The sequence below is a fragment of the Stappia sp. MMSF_3263 genome (assembly GCF_030733745.1).
Taxonomy (GTDB): Bacteria; Pseudomonadota; Alphaproteobacteria; order Rhizobiales; family Stappiaceae; genus Stappia.
Window position 1 is genome coordinate 16,826 of record NZ_JASHIK010000017.1, and the last position, 22,496, is coordinate 39,321.

General features: G+C 66.7%; 18 protein-coding genes. 4 read left to right on the forward strand and 14 right to left on the reverse strand.

Annotated elements, in window-relative coordinates:
- Nucleotides 1-122 precede the first annotated feature (122 nt).
- On the forward strand, nucleotides 123-1,157 hold the full coding sequence (locus RBB46_RS17145) for an SH3 domain-containing protein (RefSeq protein WP_306030232.1): 1,035 nt from the start codon (nucleotides 123-125) through the stop codon (nucleotides 1,155-1,157).
- Nucleotides 1,158-1,210: 53 nt separating this feature from the next.
- On the opposite strand, the gene gph is transcribed toward RBB46_RS17145, so the two are convergent.
- The 9 genes from gph to RBB46_RS17190 all read right to left on the reverse strand — a co-directional run bounded on the left by gph (nucleotide 1,211) and on the right by RBB46_RS17190 (nucleotide 10,527).
- On the reverse strand, nucleotides 1,211-1,933 hold the full coding sequence (gene gph / locus RBB46_RS17150; RefSeq protein ID WP_306030233.1) for a phosphoglycolate phosphatase: 723 nt from the start codon (nucleotides 1,931-1,933) through the stop codon (nucleotides 1,211-1,213).
- A gap of 144 nt (nucleotides 1,934-2,077) precedes the next feature.
- Nucleotides 2,078-3,559 carry a mannitol dehydrogenase family protein gene (locus RBB46_RS17155; RefSeq protein ID WP_306030234.1) on the reverse strand — a complete coding sequence of 494 codons (1,482 nt, stop codon included), beginning with the start codon at nucleotides 3,557-3,559 and terminating at the stop codon, nucleotides 2,078-2,080.
- Between the two features lie 80 nt (nucleotides 3,560-3,639).
- The gene (locus RBB46_RS17160; protein ID WP_306030236.1) at nucleotides 3,640-4,413 is read right to left on the reverse strand and encodes an L-iditol 2-dehydrogenase; all 774 of its coding nucleotides are present in this window, start codon (nucleotides 4,411-4,413) and stop codon (nucleotides 3,640-3,642) included.
- A complete protein-coding gene (locus RBB46_RS17165) occupies nucleotides 4,410-5,408 on the reverse strand; it encodes an ABC transporter ATP-binding protein (RefSeq protein ID WP_306030237.1) in 999 nt (332 codons plus the stop codon). The genes RBB46_RS17160 and RBB46_RS17165 overlap by 4 nt, the downstream gene beginning before the upstream one ends.
- 11 nt (nucleotides 5,409-5,419) lie before the next feature.
- Entirely contained in the window at nucleotides 5,420-6,250 is an 831-nt protein-coding gene (locus tag RBB46_RS17170) for a carbohydrate ABC transporter permease (protein ID WP_306030239.1), read from the reverse strand.
- 3 nt (nucleotides 6,251-6,253) lie between these two features.
- A complete protein-coding gene (locus RBB46_RS17175) occupies nucleotides 6,254-7,126 on the reverse strand; it encodes a carbohydrate ABC transporter permease (RefSeq protein ID WP_306030240.1) in 873 nt (290 codons plus the stop codon).
- Between the two features lie 81 nt (nucleotides 7,127-7,207).
- A complete protein-coding gene (locus RBB46_RS17180; RefSeq protein ID WP_306030241.1) occupies nucleotides 7,208-8,521 on the reverse strand; it encodes a sugar ABC transporter substrate-binding protein in 1,314 nt (437 codons plus the stop codon).
- Nucleotides 8,522-8,845: 324 nt separating this feature from the next.
- Nucleotides 8,846-9,802, reverse strand: coding sequence for a sugar-binding transcriptional regulator (locus RBB46_RS17185; RefSeq protein ID WP_306030242.1), 957 nt, complete (start codon nucleotides 9,800-9,802; stop codon nucleotides 8,846-8,848).
- A 14-nt stretch (nucleotides 9,803-9,816) separates the two neighbouring features.
- On the reverse strand, nucleotides 9,817-10,527 hold the full coding sequence (locus tag RBB46_RS17190) for an HAD family phosphatase (protein WP_306030243.1): 711 nt from the start codon (nucleotides 10,525-10,527) through the stop codon (nucleotides 9,817-9,819).
- Between the two features lie 579 nt (nucleotides 10,528-11,106).
- Here RBB46_RS17190 and RBB46_RS17195 point away from each other — a divergent pair.
- Complete coding sequence (locus tag RBB46_RS17195; RefSeq protein ID WP_306030244.1) at nucleotides 11,107-12,744, forward strand: BCCT family transporter; 1,638 nt, start codon at nucleotides 11,107-11,109, stop codon at nucleotides 12,742-12,744.
- A gap of 365 nt (nucleotides 12,745-13,109) precedes the next feature.
- Nucleotides 13,110-13,709 (forward strand): HupE/UreJ family protein, encoded by a 600-nt coding sequence (locus tag RBB46_RS17200; RefSeq protein ID WP_306030245.1) that lies wholly within the window; start codon nucleotides 13,110-13,112, stop codon nucleotides 13,707-13,709.
- Nucleotides 13,710-13,947: 238 nt separating this feature from the next.
- On the opposite strand, the gene RBB46_RS17205 is transcribed toward RBB46_RS17200, so the two are convergent.
- From RBB46_RS17205 to iolC, 5 genes are all read right to left on the reverse strand, one after another.
- Nucleotides 13,948-14,622 (reverse strand): DUF805 domain-containing protein, encoded by a 675-nt coding sequence (locus tag RBB46_RS17205; protein WP_336623174.1) that lies wholly within the window; start codon nucleotides 14,620-14,622, stop codon nucleotides 13,948-13,950.
- 38 nt (nucleotides 14,623-14,660) lie between these two features.
- Complete coding sequence (gene iolB, locus RBB46_RS17210) at nucleotides 14,661-15,467, reverse strand: 5-deoxy-glucuronate isomerase (RefSeq protein WP_306030246.1); 807 nt, start codon at nucleotides 15,465-15,467, stop codon at nucleotides 14,661-14,663.
- A 45-nt stretch (nucleotides 15,468-15,512) separates the two neighbouring features.
- Complete coding sequence (iolE, locus tag RBB46_RS17215) at nucleotides 15,513-16,412, reverse strand: myo-inosose-2 dehydratase (protein ID WP_306030247.1); 900 nt, start codon at nucleotides 16,410-16,412, stop codon at nucleotides 15,513-15,515.
- Between the two features lie 61 nt (nucleotides 16,413-16,473).
- Nucleotides 16,474-18,300, reverse strand: a complete 1,827-nt coding sequence (iolD, locus tag RBB46_RS17220) for a 3D-(3,5/4)-trihydroxycyclohexane-1,2-dione acylhydrolase (decyclizing) (protein ID WP_306030248.1) — start codon at nucleotides 18,298-18,300, stop codon at nucleotides 16,474-16,476.
- The gene (gene iolC / locus RBB46_RS17225; protein ID WP_306030249.1) at nucleotides 18,297-20,285 is read right to left on the reverse strand and encodes a 5-dehydro-2-deoxygluconokinase; all 1,989 of its coding nucleotides are present in this window, start codon (nucleotides 20,283-20,285) and stop codon (nucleotides 18,297-18,299) included. Before iolC ends, iolD begins: the two co-directional genes overlap by 4 nt.
- 714 nt (nucleotides 20,286-20,999) lie before the next feature.
- On the opposite strand from iolC, the gene RBB46_RS17230 reads away from it, so the two are divergent.
- Nucleotides 21,000-22,478: a DEAD/DEAH box helicase gene (locus tag RBB46_RS17230; protein ID WP_306030250.1), complete on the forward strand. Its 1,479-nt coding sequence runs from the start codon at nucleotides 21,000-21,002 to the stop codon at nucleotides 22,476-22,478.
- The last annotated feature ends 18 nt before the right edge of the window (nucleotides 22,479-22,496 follow it).

Sequence of the window (22,496 nt, forward strand, 5' to 3'; positions counted from 1 at the left end):
CCCTGCCCGGCAATACCGCCAAACGCTGACAAGAATATTGCGCGCCCGCTCCCGCCCCCGCCTCCAGAGCGTCACAATCCGCATCATAAGGTGATCTGCTATTCTCGGCGGAGGACGTTGTGATGAAGGGTATTTTCCGGGTTCTTGCGATCCTTGCGGCGCTCCTGTCGGTGCAAGGCGCGGCGACCGCGCAGGATGTGCGTAGTGAGCGACTGCGATTTCCCGGCGGCGCGAACGGCATCGAGGTTCAGGGGCGGATCAGCGGCTATGAAACCGTCGACTATGTTCTTGGCGCAAGGGCCGGCCAGCGTATGAGCGTCACGCTCCAGAGCCGCAACCGCTTCGCCTATTTCAACGTGCTGGCGCCTGGCAGTGACAGCGCCCTCTTCGTCGGCTCCCGGGACGGCGAGCGCTTCGACGCGGCCCTGCCGGTCTCCGGCGACTACCGCATCCGCGTCTACCTGATGCGCAACGCGGCACGTCGCAACGAGCGTGCCCGCTACACGCTCTCCGCCTCCATCGCGGGCCGGCCCGCCGGCAGGCCCGAACGGCCCGGCCGCCCTGCCCCGGACTTCGCGGACGGACTGGCCGGCGGCCCCGACTTCTGGGAAGTGACCGGCGTTGGCGGACGCGACTATCTCAACGTCCGCACCGGTCCCGGCACCCGCAATCCGGTGATCGCGCGGCTCTCCGACGGCGAGGTGCTGCGCAATCTCGGCTGCCGCATGGTGAGCGGTCAGCGCTGGTGCAATGTCGAGCGCCCGCGCGGCGGCGACAATGGCTGGGTCGCCGGAGATTATCTGCGCGAGGCAAGCCGCCAGCCCGGCGCAGGTCGACCGGGCCGCCCTTCCCGCCCCGATCCGGCGCCGGATGCGCATGGCCCTGATTTCTGGGAGGTAACCGGCATCGGCGGGCGCGACTATCTCAATGTCCGCACCGGTCCTGGCACCCGCAATCCGGTGATCGCCCGGCTCTCCGACGGCGAGCTCCTGCGCAATCTCGGCTGCCGCATGGTGGACAGCCAGCGCTGGTGCAATGTCGAGCGCCCGCGCGGCGGCGACAATGGCTGGGTCGCCGGTGCCTTCCTGCGCGAGGCCGCCGCACAGCAGCAACCGGGCCGCCCCGAACGCCCGCGCCGGCCCCGTTTCGATCGCTGATCACCGCGGGCCTGGCCGGACAATCATCCGTGCCAGGCTTGCGGCACCTGCCGTCAGGCCAGTGCCGGCTGGCCGTCGAGAAGGGCGAGCAAATCCGGCAACCCGTCGATGACAAGGTCCGCGCCGAGTTCTTCCGCCGGCACGGTCGTGTAGCCGCCGCGCACAACGATGACGCGCATCCCGGCGGCGCGCGCCGAGGCCACGTCGGCGGAACTGTCGCCCACCATCACCGCGTCGTCGGCCGAGGCGCCGAGAGCCGCGGCCGCGTGCAACAGCATCTCCGGTTCCGGCTTGCGGGTGGCGCAGGTGTCCCCGCCGACCACGACCGCGACATGCGCGTCCATGCCGAAATGCAACAGGATTTCCCGCGAGAAGGCCTCGGGCTTGTTGGTGACGACCGCGAGTTTCAGGCCGGCACGAACGCTGTCCTCCAGCACGTCCATCGCACCTGGCAGAGGCACGGTCAGCCCGGTCAGGTTGTCCGCGTAGATGCCCATCATCCGCGCCGTCATCGCCGCATGCGCTTCCGCGTCGAGGCTGTGTCCGCGAGCGATGAAGACACGTTCGACCAGCTTCGGGATGCCGTGGCCGATCATGGCGCGCACCTCGTCGACGCCGAGCGGCTCGAAGCCTTCGCTTTCAAGCAGCAGGTTGGCGGCGCGCGCAATGTCCGGCACGCTGTCGACCAGCGTTCCGTCGAGATCGAAAAGCAGTGCCGAAACACCCGTCATCGCCTTGTCGCCGGTCTTTCGGCCTGTCTTTCCAGTCACGCTCACGCAACATCCTTCCTTCTGAACGAACGCCCTTCAGGGCGATCCGGACAGGCAGGGCATGGCGCTTGCGGCGCTGACCGCGAACAGGAACTCATGCCGCCCGGATTCCCGGGCGGACAATAAGGTGCTCGCCTGCGGGACACAATGTCAGCCGGAGACCCTGGCCCCGGCATAGGCGGCAAGCGCCTCGCGAACGCCGCCTCGCCAGATCGCCGCAAGCGCTTCGGCGAATGCAGCGGAAAACAACGGGTCGGCGGCAAGGTCGCCGAACACGCTGGCCATCTCGAGGAAGGCCTCCGGGCGGTCGCGGGCCGCCGTGGCGCGTCCGCGCAGTTCGTCCCGCCGTTCGTCGACGATCTCAATCGCCTCCCCCGCCTCGCCCGTTCCCGCGCAGTACCGGCACCACAAGGCTACCTCGAGCGCCAACCCGTCGATGGAAGCGCCCGCGCGAAGCCTGTCGCGCAGGGTAGGCAGGATGAATTTCGGCTGGCGGTTGGAGCCGTCGAGGCAGAGCCTTGGAACCGTGTCGCCGACTTCCGGGTTGGCAAAGCGTTCCTCGACGACCTGGAAATAGGCATCGAAGTCCACGCCCGGGATGGGAGCGAGCGTCGGGATCACCTCCCGGCGGGTGAGATGGCGCAGGAAGGCCGCCACATCGGGGTCCGACATCGCGTCGTGAACGAAGTGATGGCCGAGCAGCGCTCCGGGATAGGCGATCGCCGCATGTCCCCCGTTGAGAATGCGCAGCTTCATCAATTCGTGAGCGGCCACGTCGGAGACGAACTCGACACCGACCTCCTCCAGCCGCGGACGGCCGGCGGGAAAGTCATCCTCCATCACCCATTGCCGGAACGGCTCGCAGACGACCGGCGCCGTGTCATCGAGACGGAAGCGCTCGCGCAGCAGTTGCCGCTCGCGGTCCGACGTCGCCGGCGTGATGCAGTCGACCATGCTGTTGGGGAAAGCGACATTCGCGCCGATCCACTGTGCCAGGTCCGCATCGATCAGCCGCGCCAGCCCCAGCATCGTGGCCCGGGTGACGTGCCCGTTTTCCGGCAGATTGTCGCAGGACATCACAGTGAACGGCGCGGCGCCCACGGCATGACGGGCGCGCAGCGCAGCGATCAGGATGCCGAAAACGCTTTGCGGACGGTCAGGCTGCCCGGCATCGGCAACCATGTCCGGATGGTTGGCATCGAAACCGCCGGTCGTCGCATCGACATAGTAGCCGCCCTCCGTGATCGTCAGCGAGACGATGCGGATCTCGGGGCGTTTCAGCGTCGCGATGAGCGCGTCCGGGTCGACCTCTGCGAAATCGACCATCGCTCCCGTGACCCGCGCCGTCAGGCCGCCGGGATCGAGTTCGATGACGCTCGACAGCCAGTCCTGGCGGGCAAGCCGTTCGCGCATCGCCGCATCGCCCGGCCTGACGCCGGCACCGATCACGGCCCAATCGTGGTCGATCCCCTTGTTGAAGAGACGATCCAGATAGACGATCTGATGGGCCCGGTGGAAATTGCCGACGCCGATATGAACGATGCCGGGCGAGAGCGCGCCGCGCGCATAGGCGGGCCTTGCGACCTCGTCGCCCAGATCGGGCAGGCTTGAAAGGGACAGGCTGGTCGTCACGTTCGCCTCGGATTGATGCAGAGTCGGCCGCTGTCGGGGGAACGGACGGCCTCTCGCTTGGAAAGGAAGAGCAGGGACGCTCAGTTCATCCAGTTGCCGCCGTCGACATTGTAGGTCTGGGCCACCACGTAGGCGCTCTCCGGCCCGGCCAGGAAGACCGCCATGCCGGTCAGGTCCTCCGCCGTGCCCATCCGCCCATAGGGCACCGCCTCGCCGACGAGCCGCTTCTTCTCGCCTGGCGCCCTGCCCTCGTATCTGGCGAAGAGTGCGTCGACGCCCTCCCAGTGCTCGCCGTCGACGACGCCGGGCGCGATGGCGTTGACGTTGATGCCGTGGCGGATCAGGTCGAGCCCGGCCGACTGGGTCAGGCTGATGACGGCCGCCTTGCTGGCACAGTAGACCGCGACCAGGGGCTCACCCCGTCGCCCGGCCTGGCTGGCCATGTTGATGATCCGCCCGCCGCGTCCACGCGCGATCATCACTTTTGCCACCGCCTGCAACGTGAAGAGGCAGCCGGCGACATTGACGGAAAACAGCCGCTCGAAGCTGTCCCGCGTGATCTCGACGATCGGCGCGAGATCGAACAGGGCGGCATTGTTGACCAGGATGTCGATCCCCCCGAAGGCACGGTCGACCTCGCCCACAGCAGACCCGATGGAGGTCTGGTCGGTGACATCGAGGCGTATTGCCATCGCACCGCCGCCGATGGCGCCGGCGACCTCGCGCGCGCCCTCCAGATTGATATCGGCGACCGCGACCCTCGCGCCTTCGCGCGCATAGGCCTCGGCGAAGGCCCGGCCGATGCCGCGCGCCGCGCCGGTGACGAGCGCGCTCTTGCCCTCAAGCCGCTTCATCGCACCGCCAGTCCGTTCTCGTCGAAGCGATGCAGGTGCTCGGGCATTGGCGAGAGGCGCACCGCGTCGCCATGGCTGACACCGGCCTCGCCCTGGACGCGCACCGTCAACGGGTCGAGCCCTTCGACATGGACATGCAGGAACGTGTCGGAGCCCAGATGCTCGGCAACGCCGACCCGGCCGCTCCAGGCCCCGTCCTGCGCAAGCAGCAAGTGCTCCGGGCGGATGCCGATCGTGTGCGCACCGTGTTCCGCCGCCTTCTCGCCCGAGATGACGTTCATCTTCGGGGAACCGATGAACCCGGCGACGAAGAGGTTGCGCGGCGCCCGGTAGAGCTCCAGCGGCGAGCCGACCTGCTCGATGCGACCGGCCCTGAGAACCACGATCTTGTCGGCCATGGTCATCGCCTCGACCTGGTCGTGGGTGACGTAGATCATCGTCGTCTTCAGCGATTGGTGCAGCTCGGAGATCTCCAGCCGCATGTTGACGCGTAAGGCCGCGTCGAGATTGGAGAGCGGCTCGTCGAAGAGGAACGCGGACGGCTCGCGCACGATGGCGCGGCCGATGGCGACGCGCTGGCGCTGGCCGCCGGAAAGCTGCCCGGGTCGGCGGTCGAGATAGTCGGTGAGGTTCAGCGTCCTTGCGGCCGCGTTCACCCGCCGTTCCTGCTCGGCCGGGTCCATCTTGGCCATCTTCAGCGGGAAGGAGATGTTCTTGCGCACGCTCATATGCGGATAGAGCGCATAGGACTGGAACACCATGGCGAGGCCGCGTTTGGCCGGCGGCACGTCCGTCGCCGGTCTCCCGTCGATCTCGATGTGTCCGCCGGTGACATCCTCCAGCCCTGCGATCAGGCGCAGGAGCGTCGACTTTCCGCAGCCCGAGGGGCCGACGAAGACGACGAACTCGCCATCCTCGATGTCAAGGTCGAGCGCCGGGATGACTTCGACGTCGCCAAAGGTCTTGGTGACCTGCCTGAGAGAGATCTTGCCCATGTTCCGGGTCCTTACTTGACGGCGCCGAAGGTGAGACCGCGCACCAGCTGCTTCTGGCTGAACCAGCCGAGAATCAGGATCGGAGCGATGGCCAGCGTCGAGGCGGCGGAGAGCTTGGCGTAGAAGAGGCCTTCAGGGCTCGAGTAGCTGGCGATGAAGGCCGTCAAGGGAGCGGCCTTGGCCGCCGTCAGGTTGAGCGTCCAGAACGCCTCGTTCCAGGCGAGAATGACGTTCAAGAGCAAAGTCGAGGCAATGCCGGGCACCGCCATCGGGGTCAGCACGTAGACCACCTCGTCCCACAGCGAGGCGCCGTCCATGCGCGCCGCCTCGAGGATCTCGCCCGGGATCTCCTTGAAGTAGGTGAAGAGCATCCAGACGATGATCGGCAGGTTGATCAGGGTCAGCACCACCACAAGGCCGATGCGCGTGTCGAGCAGGCCGAAGTCGCGGAACATCAGGTAGATCGGGATCAGCACGCCGACCGGCGGCAGCATCTTGGTCGACAGCATCCACATCAGGATGTCCTTGGTGCGCTTCGCCGGAACGAAGGCCATCGACCAGGCCGCGGGAATGGCGATCAGCAGGCCAAGCAAGGTCGAGCCGAGCGAGATGATCACCGAGTTCATGAAATGCAACGGGTAGTTGGAGCGGGAGTTGACCTCGGCGTAATTCTCCAGCGTCCACTCGAAGGCGAGGAAGGACGGCGGCGAGGCGATGGCCTCGGCCTCGGTCTTGAAGCTGGTCAGGATCGTCCACAGGATCGGGAAGAAGATTGCCAGTCCGATCGCCCAGGCGATCAGGGTGACGACAAGCTGGCGGCGGCCGGAAACACGACGTGCCATGGGTCAGGCCTCCAGGTTCTTGCCGATCATCCGCATCAGGAAGATCGCGACGATGTTGGCGAGGATGACGGCGACGATGCCGCCCGCGGAGCCGCCGCCGACATCGAACTGGAGCAGAGACTGGGCGTAGACGAGATAGGTGATGTTGGTCGAGGCGTAGCCGGGGCCGCCATTGGTGGTCACCAGGATCTCGGCGAAGACAGACAGCAGGAAAATGGTCTGGATCAGGATCACCACGGTGATCGCCCGCGACATGTGCGGCAGCACGATGTGGACGAAGCGGCTGCCGAACTTGGCGCCGTCCATTTCGGAGGCCTCGAGCTGCTCCTGGTCCAGCGATTGCAGCGCCGTCAGCAGGATCAGCGTGGCGAAGGGCAGCCACTGCCAGGCGACGATGAGGATGATGGAGAAGAGCGGCGCGTGCGACAGGAAGTCGAACGGCTCAAGCCCCACCCCCTTGGCGAGATGCGCGAAGAGGCCGTTGACCGGGTTCATGAACATGTTCTTCCACACCAGCGCGGAGACCGTGGGCATGACGAAGAACGGCGCGATCACCAGGATGCGCACGATCCCCTGCCCCCACATCGGCTGGTCGAGCAGCAGCGCGAGCGCCGTGCCGCCGACAATGGTGATGACCAGCACGCCGCCGACCAGCAGCAGCGTGTTGGCCAGCGCCTCGAAGAAGGCCGGATCGGTGAGGAAGAACTCGTAATTGGCGAAGCCGACGAACTGTTCCATCCCCGGCATCAGCAGGTTGTAGCTGAGGAAGGAGAAATAGATCGTCATCGACAGCGGCACGATCATCCAGCCGAGCAGAAGCAGAACGGCAGGCGATAGCATGAGCCGCGCCGCGGCACGGGAATGAGCGGTTGCCATGGGTCGAACCCGTTCGGATCATCGGTTTTCGGGGATCCCGGGCCGGCCTGTCATGGCGGCCGGCCCGGTCGTCTGGTCGGCTTACTTGATGTAGCCGGCCCGCTTCATGGTGCGCTCCGTGGTCGCCTGCGCGTTCTGCAAGGCCTGGTCGATGCTGACCGAACCGGCGAGAGCGGCGGAGAACTGCTGCCCGACCGCGGTGCCAAGCCCCTGGAACTCGGGGATGGCGACGAACTGGACGCCGACATAGGGCACCTCGTCGACGGTCGGGTTCTGCGGATCGGCCGCGTTGATGCTTTCAAGCGTCATGCGGGCGAAGGGCGCGGCCTCCAGGTAGTCCGGGTTCTGGTAGAGCGAGGTGCGGGTGCCGGGGGGAACGTTGGCCCAGCCTTCCTTCTCCGCGACGAGCGCCAGATAGTCCTTCGAGGTTGCCCAGGCGATGAACGTCTTGGCCGCCTCGGTCTTCTGCGAACCGGCCGGAATGGCGAGGTTCCAGGCCCACAGCCAGTTGCCGCGCTTGCCCAGTCCCTTGTCGGGTGCAAGGGCGAAGCCGACCTTGTCGGCGACCGTGCTGTCATCCGGATTGGTGACGAAGGAGGCCGCCACCGTGGCGTCGATCCACATGCCGCACTTGCCGGTCTGGAACAGCGACAGGTTTTCGTTGAAGCCGTTGTTGGAGGCGCCCGGGGGGCCGTAATTGTTCATCAGGTCGAGATAGTCGGTCAGCGTCGCCTTCCAGGCATCGCCGTCGAACTGCGGCTTCCACTCCATGTCGAACCACTTGGCGCCATAGGAATTGGCCATGGCGGAGAGGAAGGCCATGTTCTCGCCCCAGCCGGCCTTGCCGCGCAGGCAGATGCCGTAGACCTCGTTCTCCTTGTCCGTCATCGCGGCGGCAGCCTGCTTGATGAAGTCCCAGCTGGGTGCATCCGGCATTTCCATGTTGGCCTTCTGCATCAGGTCCTTGCGGTACATGACCATCGAGCTTTCGCCGTAGAAGGGCGCCGCGTAGAGCTTGCCGTCGACGGTCAGGCCGCCGCGGATCGCCGGCAGCAGGTCGTCGACGTCATAGTCGGCGCCCAGGTCGTCGAGCTCGACCAGCCAGCCCTGCTTGGCCCAGATCGGCGCCTCGTAGGTGCCGATGGTCATGATGTCGTACTGGCCGCCCTTGGTGGCGATGTCTGTGGTCACGCGCTGGCGCAGGACGTTCTCCTCAAGCGTCACCCACTCCAGCTCGATGCCCGGGTTCTTCGAGGTGAAGTCGTCCGTCAACTTCTGCATGCGGATCATGTCGCCATTGTTGACCGTGGCGATGGTGAGCTTCTCGCCGAGCGCCGGGCCGGCCACGAGCGTGATGGCGGTCGCGCCCAGCAGGGCACGGATAAGAGTGGTCATGAGTTCCTCCCAGATGCCCATTGGGCATTTGCTAATTTTGCGGGCAAATACTCACAAAACGCGCAAAGGCCGTCAAGCGGGCGCAAGGGCCCGCACGGCAACTTTCGTTGCTGCAGTGCAAAACACGTCGACTTTACAGATAGATGCAAATACCCCTTGAAGGAACGCCGTCAGCCCGGCCGCCCCTTGAGAGCCTGTTTTCACCGCGCCGCGCCACACTTATTGCTCGAAATCGAGGCGCGGACTGCCCGCCTGGCGAGCGGGATCCGCCCCGGTACCGACAGGTTCCGCGCCCCCGAACGGTCCGGATTCCCGCAGCGCCGGTCAGCGTGCGAGCAGGCGCTCGGCGGTAAGCTCGTTGGTGATCAGGCCGTTGACGATGCGCCCGCGCAGCGCGCCCAGCATGGCGTCGACCTTGGCCTCCCCGGCGGCGATCGCGATGATCGGCTTGTCGGGAGAGCGCGCCAGCGGCGCGCTGGCGACGAGGTCGTTGGTCAGTCCCTCGATCAGGTCGCCGTCGCGGCCATAGACCCAACTGGTGATCTCGCCGATGGCACCGGCGGCGGTCAGGGCCGCCATCTCGTCGCGGCTGACGAAGCCATCGACGAAGAGCGGTGCGGTCTCGCCCATGTTGCCGACGCCGACAAAGGTCACGTCCGCGTCCTTGGCCAGTTCCAGGATGTTGTGAACCGGCTCCTGGTTGTGCAGAAGCTCGCGCTCCCGTTTCGAGCGGGCGAAGACGGGCAGCGGCATCGGGTAGTGGCGCGCGTTGACCCGGTCGGCCATGCGGATGATGACGTTGTAGGCCGAGGCCGAGCCGTCCGACATCATGTTGCCGAGCAGCGAGACCACCTTGTGCTGCGGGCAGTCCATCGTCGGCAGTTGGTCGATCGAGGCCCTGAGCGCCCGGCCGGTGCCGAAGGCGATGATCTTCGGCTCCTGCGACTTCAGGTGGCGCTCCATCTCGCTCGCCGCCGCCTGGGCGATGCCGACGATGGAGGCGGGCGTCGCCGGATCGCTCGGCACCACTTCGCAGCTCTGCAGGGGAAATCGTTCACGCAGCTTCTGCGCCAGTTCCATGCAACGGGCGATGGGATGGTCGAGACGCACCTTGACCAGCCGTTCGGTGACGGCGAGCGACACGAGCCGCTGCGCCGATTGCCGCGACACGCCGAGCTTGCGGGCGATCTCGTCCTGGGTGTTGCCGGCAACATAATAGAGCCAGCCGGCCCGGGCGGCCTCGTCGAGACGGCTTACGTCATTGTCGTTCTTGCCGGCCATGCTGTCGCGCCCCGTCACGTCTTCCCGAGTTCAGGGGCCATATCAAAAAACGCTTCCCAATTGTCAAAAAACGGCAATGGCGGGGACAGCACCGCGTCCGAACGGTCGAGATGCGCCCCGCCGATGAAGTGCCAGACCGACATGCCGGCGGCGCGCGCCGCCTCCAGCCCCGGCAGGCTGTCCTCGATGACCAGGCAGCGGGCGGGGGCGACACCGCATTGTGCGGCCGCGTGGAGAAAAAGATCCGGCGCAGGCTTGCCGTTGGCGACTTGCGAGGCGGTGAACACGTCCCCTCCGAAAAAGCGATCCAGCCCGGAGAGCTGCAGGGAGCGACCGGCCCTTTGCGGGCTGCTGCTGGTGGCGACGCAGGCGCGCACGGCAAGGCGCTCCAACACCCCGACGATGCCGGCGACCGGCTTCAGCTCGCGCTCGAATGCGGCGAGCAGCCGCGCCCGGTAGTCGCTCTCGAAAGTCTCCGGCAGGCGGACCCGGAAATCCTGGCGGATGCTCTCGGCGACGCGCGGAAAGCTGCGACCGAGGAAATGCGCCTTGAAATAGGGAAAGTCGACGGCAACCCCCGCCTCGTCCAGCGCCGCCATCAGGACGCGCGCGCTGATGATCTCGCTGTCGATGAGGACACCGTCACAATCGAAGATCACCAACTCGATGCCGGCGGCGGGGAGAAGGCGGCCGGTGGAGGGATCCAGGATTTCGGTATTCGCCACGCGTTGCTTCCCTCAAGGGCCCTTTCCGCCGATCGCGAAAACGCTCCCGCCCATCCTTCTTCCTGATGCCTGCGACACGGCCAAGTCAAGTGCGCCGCGGACGAAGGAGAGCAGTCCTCCGGCGCGAATCCCCGCCGCTCATCTCATTGGCAACCGGACGACATTGCAGGACGGAACAAGGTCAATCAAACTCAAGATTCTGATATTGCTAATGATTTGCGATCATAACACAAATATGCCACATTGATTGCGATTTGGCCGGGGTGCAGTCGCATGCCCGGCCCTGCCTTTGTGTGGCACACTGCTTCCTTCGGGAAGCGCTCTTGCATGCCGCGCCGAAGGCCTAGGTCGCCCGGACATCCGGACGGCCCTTCCGACCGCCCGCCGGCCCTGCCGGCAGCACCGCTTGCGGCCGGAAACCGTGCTTGGGCTTCGCACAGCGGAGCCGGACGAGATCGCGCCTTGCCGGCGCGGCACGAAAAACTCAGCCCCGGCCGCCCAGGCGGCCAACCCGATGTCGACCCGATGGGCGCCCTTGTCCATACGCGGCCGATTCAAGAACAAGATCAAGGATACAGAATGTCAGACCAGAACAGCGCCACCGGCATCCCAGAACCGGAAGGCGCGGCCGACATCATCGACACCGATTTCGAGATCGGCCAGCACAACCTGGAGGGCAATGTCGGACCGTTCGGCTTCGACATCCACAATCCGGTCTTCCTCATCTCCGGACTGTCGATCGTCGCCTTCGTCCTCTATGCGCTCGCGGCGCCCGAACAGGCGGCCAGCTTCTTCGGCTGGCTGCGACCGATGCTGACCAGCACGTTCGACTGGTTCTTCCTGACCGCCGCGAACATCTTCGTGCTGTTCTGCCTGTTCCTGATCGTCAGCCCCTGGGGCGGCGTTCGGCTCGGCGGCAAGGATGCGCGGCCCGACTACAACTATCTCGGCTGGTTCGCGATGCTTTTCGCCGCCGGCATGGGCATCGGCCTGATGTTCTTCGGCGTGCTCGAGCCCGTCTATCACATGGCGATCTCCGAACCGCTCGGCGTCCCCTCGCCGTTCGCGGCCGACGGCTCGATCATCCCGGAGAATGTCGAGGCGGCCAAGCAGATGGGCCTTGCCGCGACGATCTATCACTGGGGCCTGCACCCCTGGGCGATCTATGCGGTCGTGGCGCTGGCACTGGCCCTGTTTTCCTTCAACAAGGGCCTGCCGCTGTCGATCCGCTCCGCCTTCTATCCGATCTTCGGCGAGCGCGTCTGGGGCTGGACCGGCCATATCATCGACACGCTCGCGGTCTTCGCGACGCTGTTCGGACTGGCCACCTCGCTGGGTCTGGGCGCCCAGCAGGCCAATGCGGGCCTTGAGCATGTCTATGGCATCCCGAACTCGATCACCGTCCAGGTGATCCTGATCATCGCCATCACCTCCATCGCGCTGATCTCCGTGCTGCGCGGTCTCGACGGCGGCGTCAAGGTGCTGTCCGAGATCAACATGGTGATCGCCGCCCTGCTGCTGCTCTTCGTGCTGTTTGCCGGGCCGACCTCAGCCATTCTCAGCGACTTCGTCACCGGCCTCGTTGCCTATGCCACCGACCTTCCCGGTCTGTCGAACCCGGTCGGACGAACCGATGACGGCTACCGCGAGGGCTGGACGGCGTTCTACTGGGCCTGGTGGATTTCCTGGTCGCCCTTCGTCGGCATGTTCATCGCCCGGGTCAGCCGTGGCCGCACCGTGCGCGAGTTCATCACCTGCGTGCTGATCATCCCCTCGCTCGTCTGCGTGCTGTGGATGGCCGTCTTCGGCGGCGTTGCCATCGACCAGGTGCTGACCGATCCGGCAAGCGCGGTGAAGGCCAATGTCATCGACAGCTACAGCCCGGAGCTTTCGCTCTTCGCCATGCTCGAGGGCCTGCCTCTGTCGGCGATCACCTCGACGATCGGCATCGTGCTGGTGATCGTGTTCTTCGTTACATCGTCCGACTCGGGCTCGCTGGTGATCGACACGATCACCGCCGGCGGCAAGGTCGACGCGCCGGTGCCGCAGCGGGTGTTCTGGTGCACCTTCGAGGGACTGGTGGCGATCGTGCTGCTGATCGGCGGCGGACTGAGTTCGCTGCAGGCGATGGTGATCTCGACCGGACTGCCCTTCACCCTGGTGCTGCTCCTGATGTGCGTCGCGATCTTCCGCGGCCTGCAGACGGAAGAGCGCTAGGATCCGGGCTGCCGGACGCACAGCGATTCGGCACCAGCAACGACCAGGGGCGCGGCCGGCAGGTCGCGCCTCTTTTTGGTGCTCTCTTACCGGCCTGAAAACGCATGTCCCGCCTGTCCCGTGTAGACGGGAAATGACCGGAACTGGACGTTTTTTGAACTTGTCAGGCCGTGATAACCGGCCCTAGCATTGCCCATCGACAGTGTCCGTGGGCCGAACCGGACCCCGCAACAGGCAAACCCGTGCAAGGGCCCCTTCCCGGACCGCGGTTCAAACGCTACACGATGACGCAAGCATGTCAGGAACCGCGACAGCGTGACCCATACCGGGGCGCCTGATCGACTTGAACAAAGGATCGACCGCAGATGACCACTTTCGCCAAGCCCGCCGCCCTTCTTGCCGCCGGCGCGCTGCTTGTGACCGGCGCGACGCCGGCGCTCGCCCATCTCAATCCGGGCGAGCACGGCTCCTTCGCCGCCGGCTTCTCGCATCCGCTGTTCGGCGCCGACCACATCCTGGCGATGGTGGCCGTCGGCCTGTGGGCCTGGCAGATCGGCGGCAAGGCCGTCTACGCCGTGCCGGCCGCCTTCGTCGTAACGATGCTCGCCGGTTTCGGCCTGGCGCTCGCCGGCGTCGGCCTGCCCTTCGTCGAGCCCGCGATCCTCGCCTCGGTGGTCGCGCTCGGCCTTCTGGTGGCGCTCGCCGTCCGTCTTCCGGTCATGGCATCGGCCGCCGTCGTCGCGATCTTCGCGCTGTTTCACGGTTATGCCCATGGCGGGGAAATCGGGTCCGCGACGCAGGCCGCCTATGGCGCGGGCTTTGCCGCCGCGACCATCCTCCTGCATCTCGCCGGCGTGGCGCTCGGCTACGGCCTCGGCGTTCTCGCCTCGTCGAAGGGCCAGGCCGTGACGCGGGTCCTGGGCGGACTGACCGCGCTTGCCGGCGCGGCGCTGATCTACGGCTGACCGACACGCGGACAGTACAATTTCGACAATTCTGACGTCGGATTTGCGAGAAATTGTCGCAAACTTTTTCGAAATTGCATCATGTGATGTCGAACGCAGCAAGGCCCGGGTGGTTTCCGCCCGGGCCTTGTCGTTTCCAGCTCATGCATCTGCCGCGAACGAGGCTTGTCCCCGACAACGCCAGAGCGGTTATTCTGCAAACCTTCGACCACGGTCCTCGGGCCGAGGCGGGACCGGCTCAGGCGAGCCCGCGGCGACCGAAACCGGGGCGGCGCTGACCGCCGACGGCCGGCACGGAACGCTTCTCGACGATGACCGGCTGGCGTTGGGCGTGCATGGGCGCGCCCCCGGCGGCCTTGTCCGCCGCATGCCGCCGGATCAACTCGTCCATATGCGTCGCCGACCAGCGGTCGCTGTCGTCATATGCCCGGCCGCCCGCCAGGGACGCACCGTAGCGATTGGCGCCTTCAGCGCCGGGGAAGAAGGCGCAGACCGCAAAAAGCAGAATCGGGCCGACCAGCGGAACCAAAAGCCACGTGTACCACCACGCGCTTCGGCCGAGATCATGCAACCGCCTCGTGGTGATGCAGAAATTCGCCCAGGCCGCTGACAGAGCGGTGGCCAGGAACAGAAGGCCGAAGCTGATCGGCAGGCCGGAGGGCTTGCCCTTGAAACTCAACATCCAGAACAGCATGCCGAAGAACAGCACGCTTACAATCGTCGAACAGACCCACCATTCCAGACGACCGATACGCCCCCTGGGGCTGTAGAAACTCGCAAGCATGAAACCCCTCGCAATCCCTGATCCAATCTCGGGGAGAATAGCAAAGGGGAAACTTTCGGGAAGTTGCAGAGCCGGGCCGAATGCAATCCTGGTTAATTGGATGCAACCGGAGGGCGAAACCCGACGCATCGCCGCGCTCCGCACGCTTCAAGACTTCGCCCTTGCCCTCAGGTCCCGGCATCGCGCTGGACGATCCAGTCGTGGTCGGGGTGGTTCCGGAAGCGCCACTTGCGCAGAGGGCCGGCCATGACGTTGAGATAATACATCTCGTAGCCATGCGGTGCGCCGCAGGGGTGGTGCCCCTTGGGCACCAGCACCACGTCACCGTCGGAAACGGCCATGGTCTCGTCGAGGGAGCCATCCTCGGTGAAGACCCGCTGGAAGCCGAAGCCGGTCGCCGGGTCGAGCCGGTGATAGTAGGTCTCCTCCAGATAGGTCATATCCGGGAAGTTGTCCTCGTCATGCCGGTGCGGGGGATAGGACGACCAGTTGCCGGCCGGCGTGAACACCTCCGTCACCAGCAGGCTGTCGGCGACGTCCTTGTCCTCCATCGCGATCGGATGGATATGGCGGGTGTTGGCGCCCTTGCCGCGCGTCTCGAAGCCGATGTCGGAGATGACGGCGGCGGGATGGCCGCCCTTGCCCGGCGCGGTGCAAACGGCAAGGGTCACATCGGTGGTTGCCCTCGCCTCCCAGGAGGAGCCGTTCGGAACGTACAGACAATGCGGCTTCGTCTTTTCGAAGACGCTCATCCGCTCGCCCATCTCGCCGAAGGAGGCGCCGCCGGCGGAGAGTTCCGCCCTGCCCTCGACTAGGACGAGGATCGCCTCGCGCGTGCCAGTCGCTTCCGCAACCGTGTCGCCGGGCGCAAGGCGGTGGAGTGCAAAGCCCACATATGACCAGCCTGCGCTTTGCGGCGTGATGTCGTGCACCTTGCCGTGCGTGCCCTTCGGTTTCACAAGCAGGTCGGCCATGTCGTCCCCTCCCGAATTGTCTGCGTTCAGGCCCTGCGGCCTGGCTTATCCCCTGTCGAGGCCGGTGGCGCGGGCCAGCTCCTTCAGCGCCTTCAGACCCATCGACTGGTAGGTGACCGGGTCGCGGACAACCGGGTCCTGCTCCGCCTCGATGACCAGCCAGCCGGAATAATCATGGACGGCAGCGCTCGACAGGACGGGCGCGAAGTCGACCGCGCCGTCCGGATCGCCCGGCACGGTGAAGACGCCCCGGCGCACGCCCTCCAGGAAGCTGAGCCCCTGGGAGCGGACCTCTTCCATCACGTCGGGGCGCACGTTCTTGGCGTGGATGTGAGAGACGCGGGCCATGTGCTTTTCGGCAAGGCGGGCCGGATCGCCGCCGCCGAAATAGGCGTGGCCGGTGTCGAGCAGCAGGCGGGTGGCGGGGCCGGTCAGTTCCATCAGGCGGTCGATTTCGTCCTCGCTCTCGACGATTGTGCCCATGTGGTGATGGTAGACGAGCGGCACGCCCGCGCCCGCGCAATGGGTGGCGACCTTCTCAAGGTCCTCGCAGAAACGGGCGAAGCGCTCCGCATCGAGGCGCGGCCGGTCGTTGAGCGCGACGCCGTCCTGTCCGTGCACGGCGTTGGAGGTCTCGCAGGCGATCAGAACCGGAGAACCCATCGCCTTGAGGCGGGCAAGATGCTCGCCGATCGCCTCGATCTCCGTCTCGGGCGAACGGCTCAAGAGATGAAGCGAATACCAGGCGGAGACGAATTTCAGGCCGTGCGGCTCAAGCGTCGCGGCAAGCTCCGCCGGATCGGTCGGGAACTTGTGGCCGTTCTCGATGCCGTCGAAGCCGATTTCGGCCGCCTGCGACAGGCACGTCTGGAGGCTGATATGCGCGCCGAGCGACTGGTCGTCGTCATTGGACCAGGCGATCGGGTTGGTGCCGTAGAGAATCATGGCAGGGGTCTTTCGAAAAGGCGGCGACAGGCCGCCGGATGTCAGGGGTGGGACTGAACACCTAGGCGTTTCGCTTCTTCACCGCCGCCTCGTAGCCCGCGCGGGCGGCGCGGACCTCGGCGCGCCCGGACACCTCGGGCACGGCGACGTCCCACCAGTGGCCGCCAGCCTGCGTCGTTGCCAGCGGATCGGTGTCGATGACGATGACATGGCTGCGGTCGGAGGCGCGGGCGCGGGCGAGCGCCTCCTCCAGACTGGCAATGTCGTCGACCTTCTCGGCGATGGCGCCCATGGAGGCCGCATGGGCGGCGAAGTCGATGGCGCTCGGCACCGCGTGACGGGCAGTGTCGAGGAGGTTGTTGAAGCTCTCCCCGCCGGTCGCCATCTGCAGCCGGTTGATGCAGCCGTAGCCGCGATTGTCGAGCAGCACGACGACCAGTTTGTGACCGAGCATCACGGAGGTGGCGAGCTCGGAATTCATCATCATGTAGGAGCCGTCGCCGACCATGACGACGACCTCGCGGTCCGGATGCGCCATCTTGGCGCCGAGCCCGCCGGCGATCTCATAGCCCATGCAGGAGAAGCCGTATTCCATGTGATAGCCGTTGGGGCGCGAGGCCTTCCACAGCTTGTGCAACTCTCCCGGCAGGCCGCCGGCCGCGCACAGCAGGATCGCGTCCTTGTCGGTACCGCGCTGAACGGCCCCGATGACCTGCGCATCGCTCGGCAGGGCATTGCCCGACGGGGCGGCCGTCGCCGCGTCCACGGCGGCGATCCACTCGCTCTTCAACGCAGGCGCCGGCGGCTCGGCCCGGTGGTCGCCGAGCGCAGCGGAGAGGTCCTCGAGCGCCGCGCGGGCATCGGCGACAAGTGGCAGCGCGCCATGCTTGACCGCATCATAGCCGGTGATATTGAGCGACAGGATGCGGCAGTCGGGATTGCCGAACAGCGCCCAGGACCCTGTTGTGAAATCCTGGAAGCGGGTGCCGATGCCGATGACGAGATCCGCCTTTTCGGCGATCGCATTGGCCGCCGAGGATCCGGTGACGCCGATGGATCCCAGATTGAGCGGATGGTCCCAGGCAAGCGACGATTTTCCGGCCTGAGTCTCGGCGACGGGAAGCGCATGCCGGGTGACGAATTCGGCCAGCGCGTCGCCAGCACCAGAATAGAGGACGCCGCCACCGGCGATGACGAGCGGGGCCTTCGCGGCGCGGATCGCCGCGACGGCCGCCGCCAGTTCGGCCGTATCGGGACGCGGCCTGCGGCGGCGCCAGACACGCGGGGCGAAAAAGTCTTCCGGCCAGTCGAAGGCCTCGGCCTGCACGTCCTGGCAGAAGGCCAGCGTCACCGGGCCGCATTCGGCCGGGTCGGTCAGCACCGACATGGCGCGCGGCAGCGCGGCCAGAAGCTGCTCGGGCCGGGTGATGCGGTCGAAATAGCGCGACACCGGGCGGAAGCAGTCATTGGCCGAAATCGTGCCGTCGGCGAAGTCCTCGATCTGTTGCAGCACGGGATCGGGCGCGCGGCCGGCAAAGACGTCGCCCGGCACCAGGAGCACCGGCAGCCGGTTGACATGGGCAAGGGTGGCGGCGGTCACCATGTTGGTGGCGCCGGGGCCGATGGAGGTGGTGACCATCATCGCCTGGGCGCGGTTGACGGCCTTGGCATAGGCGATGGCCGCATGGGCCATGCCCTGCTCATTGTGGCCGCGCCAGGTGGGAAAATCGTCGCCCGCGCCCTGCAGTGCCTCGCCGAGACCGGCGACATTGCCGTGACCGAAGATCGCCCAGCAACCCGGGATGAGCGGTTCGCCCGCGTCATTCTCCTGGGCAATCAGAAAGCGCACCATGGCCTGCGCGGCGGTGAGGCGTATGGTCTGGGTCATGTCGGTTCTCCACGGGAAACAGGAACGGCCCGGCCGCGCGCACCGTCCCAGATGGCGCACAGTCTGGCAAATGTCGAGGCCATTGCCACCACTGCTTCCTCGTCGCCGATCTCGCCCGCAAGCCAGCGTTCGGCCGGCTCCAGGAAGATCGTGCGCCCCACGGCAAAGCCCTTGACCAGCGGAAAGCGGGCGGCGGCCTCGAAGCTTGCGGCGAGTTCGTGCAGCGGCGCGTCGAGACCAAGCACCACGATGCCGCGCACATGGGGATCGTAGCGCTCGATCGTGGCCGAGGTCTGCGCCCATCCGGCCTCGCTCGTCATCGGTTCCAGCTTCCACCAGTCGGGAAAGACGCCGATCTCGTAGAAGCGCTCGATGACCCGCGCCGTGGTGGCGTCGTCGACGGGGCCGACCTTGGAGGGGATCACCTCGAGCAGGAACTCCAGCGCGTTGGCGCGCGCGGCACGGGCAAGGCGCAGGACCGTCTCCTCCTGGCTTGCCTTCGTCACGGCATCGTCATCCGGATGGTAGAAGCACAGCACCTTGACGACGTGATTCACCGGCCATTCGGCAAGCGCCGAGCCGTAGTCCGCGCCGATCTCCAGCTCAAGCGGGCGCGAGCCCGGCCGCTCCACGGGGCGGCCGATCCAAAGGCCGGTGCCGGCCGCGCGGAACAACGCTTCCTCGCCCAGCCGGCCGTCGCACAGGATGCCGTAGCCAGCACGGCCGTCCTGCACCCGGCGCGCGGCCTCCAGGCAAAGCGCCTTGAAATGCGGGATGCGCGAGGGGTCGGCGGCAAGATCGCGGGCAAGGTCCTCCAGTTGCATGCGGTGGTCGAAGGCGAAGACCCGCATCACCGACCAGTCGCCGCCACGGGAGCGGTGACGGTTGGTCGACCAGTGGATCTGCTCCAGCTCCGCATCCTTGCGCAAGGCCGGCACGCGCACGCCGCGCTCCAGGAAGAAGCAGAGCTCCTCCCAGCTCGGATAGGACGGCGTGCAGCCGTGACGCGAGACGGCGAGCGCGCCGCAGGCATTGGCATAGGTCAGTGCCCGCTCCCAGCCTTCCTCACGCAGCCAGCCGCGCAAAAGGCCCGACATGAAGCCGTCGCCGGCGCCGAGCACGTTGAACACCTCGATGGGGAAACCGGGGCCGGAAATGCCCTCGTCGAGATCGTCGGGTATGGCGCCCTCGAAGGCGACGGCACCCATCGGGCCGCGCTTGCAGACAAGCGTCGCGGAGGAGACGGCGCGCACCGCGCGCAAGGCGGCGAGCGTGTCGGTGCTGCCGCCGGCGATGTGGAACTCCTCCTCCGTGCCGACAATCAGGTCGAAGAGGGAAAGATGCGCCTGCAGCTTGGCGGTGACGTCCGCCGAGGCGATGAAACGGCTCTCGCCCGCGTCATGCCCGGCCAGCCCCCAGAGATTGGGCCGGTAGTCGATATCGAGCGCGGTCCGGGCGCCGTTCCCGCGCGCCAGGCGCAGCGCCTTCAGCACGGCGGCTTCCGTGCGCGGATGGGACAGATGCGTACCGGTGACGGTGACGCAACCGGCCTCGGCAATGAAGGCCGGGTCGATGTCGCCCTCTTCCAGCGCCATGTCGGCGCAGTTCTCGCGGTAGAAGATCAGCGGAAACTGCTCGCGGTCGCGAATTCCCAGAAGCACAAGCGCGGTCAGCCGTTCGGGATCGGTCTTCACGCCGCGCACGTCGACGCCCTCGCGGGCGAGCTCCTCGCGGATGAACCGGCCCATATGCTCGTCGCCGACGCGGGTGATGAGGGCCGATCGCAGACCCAGACGGGCGGTGCCGGCGGCCATGTTGGTGGGCGAGCCGCCGATATACTTGGCGAAGCCGCGCATGTCCTCGAGACGGCCACCGACCTGGGCGCCATAGAGATCGACCGAGGACCGGCCGATGGTGATGACGTCGAGCGGCCTGTCGCCCCTGCCCGCGCCGGCTCCGGCTTTCGCGGATGTTGTGGCCGCCACGACCGCCTCCCCCTTGTCTTCTGCCTGGGCTTCTGTCTTGCCTGATGCTCGGCCTGCCGCCGCCGCAGCGCGCGGCACCTCGCTCAAAACGGAACATAAATTCCATTTTTACGACCCGCAACAGCTTTCTGGCCTTTTCCCGCGAAACCGGCGTCATGCGGCGACATGGCCCGGCGGGCACGGATGGGCAGCGCCCGCGCTCCGCCTCCAAAATTTCACTCACAGTGTCAGATTGTTAGATATCCTCCCAAGGATTCGCGGGGATCATGCAACCTGGCCGTTTGTTGCTCCCCACGAGCAAGGGAAGCCTGCCGGCGCCGCAGTTCCGGCAGCCGGCGATCGGCGCGGATGCGCCAGAACGACGGCACGCAGTCCCCGGCTCGTCACCTCGCTTTTCGGTGGAACCGCCCGGCGGCAGCGGTTTATGGAATTTTTGTTCCAAATCGCGCCGCAAACGATTTCCATTGCGCCGCAGCATGATCTGTGGTCTACGACCCTGCGACGGCGTCCGCGTAGAGACACGACCTTTCGTGCACGGCGCCCCGCGAAGCAACCTTCCTCCCGATCGTTGCCCAGAAGCCGCTCCAAGAGACACCGCCCGGCGGTGCGAGCGCATCCTCAAGGCAGCTGATCTGCGCAAGCTCCCTTCATTGTAAGACACGGACCGCGACCGGCCGCCCAATGATGGCGTGCGGGCGCGAGCAAGGAGTCCGCTTGACCACGTTCAACGACCTCGGCCTCGCCGAGCCGATCCTCAAGGCCATTGCGGCCGAGGGATATACCAGCCCGACGCCGATCCAGGCACAGGGCATTCCCGCGATCCTGTCCGGTTCCGACGTGATGGGCCTTGCCCAGACCGGCACCGGCAAGACCGCGGCCTTCGTGCTGCCGCTGCTGCATCGCATCGCGACACAGAACCTGCGCCCCGATCCCAAGACCTGCACCGCGCTGATCCTGGCACCGACGCGCGAGCTCGCCTCGCAGATCGCCGACAGCATCCGCGCCTACGGGCAGAAGGTGCGCCATTCGGCCACCGTCGTCACCGGCGGCGTGCGGCCGATGCCGCAGATCCGCTCCCTGTCGCGCGGCGTCGACATCGTCGTGGCCACGCCCGGCCGGCTGATCGACCACATGCAGACGGGCGCGGTGCGCCTCGACCGGACGACCACGATCGTGCTCGACGAAGCCGATCACATGCTCGACCTCGGCTTCCTGCCGGCGATCCGCCAGATCCTGGCGAGCCTGCCGCGCGAGCGCCAGACGATCCTGCTGTCGGCCACCATGCCCAAGCCGATCCGCGCGCTGGCCAACGACTTCCTGCACAATCCGCAGGAAATCGCCGTGGCGCCGGCCTCCAAGCCGATCGACCGGATCGAACAGAAGGTGCTCCTGATCGAGCGCGACGCCAAGCGCCAGGCGCTGCTTGACGTGCTGCGCAGCGACGACATGGACCGGGCGATCGTCTTCACCCGCACCAAGCATGGCGCCGACAAGGTGACCAAGCAGCTGGAACAGGCAGGCCTGTCGGCCTCGGCGATCCACGGCAACAAGAGCCAGGGACAGCGCCAGCGCACGCTGGACTCGTTCCGCGCCGGCCGCACGCCGATCCTCGTCGCCACCGATATCGCGGCACGCGGCATCGATGTCGACGGCGTGTCGCATGTGGTCAACTATGAACTGCCGAACGTGCCGGAAGCCTATGTGCACCGCATCGGCCGGACCGCGCGCGCCGGGACGAGCGGCATCGCCGTGTCGTTCTGCGACCGCGAGGAGCGTCCGTTCCTGCGCGACATCGAGCGGCTGATCGGCAAGACGCTGGTCGAGCGCGACGATGACGGCCCCTCGGGCGGCGCCCGCAAGCCCGGTCGTGGTGGCGGTGGCGGCGGCCGTGGCCAGCAGCAGCGCAAACCCTTCCGTCCGCGCATCGAGGGCGAAGGCCGCACGGAGCGTCCGCGCTTTGCCCGCGACGGGCAGCGCGCCGACGGCACGCGCGGCCAGAGCAATGGCAACGGCAACGGCAACGGCGAGCATCGTGGCGGCGCTGCGCGCAAGGACAAGGCGCATGCCGGTCCAGGCGCGGAAGGTCGCCGCGAAGGATTCCGTTCCGGCGCCCGTGACGGCGCGGGCGGGGGCAATGGCACCGGTGGCAACCGTGGACGCTTCCGCGGCCCCCGTTCGGCCAATGCCGGCTGATCCGGCCAGCTGAAACCA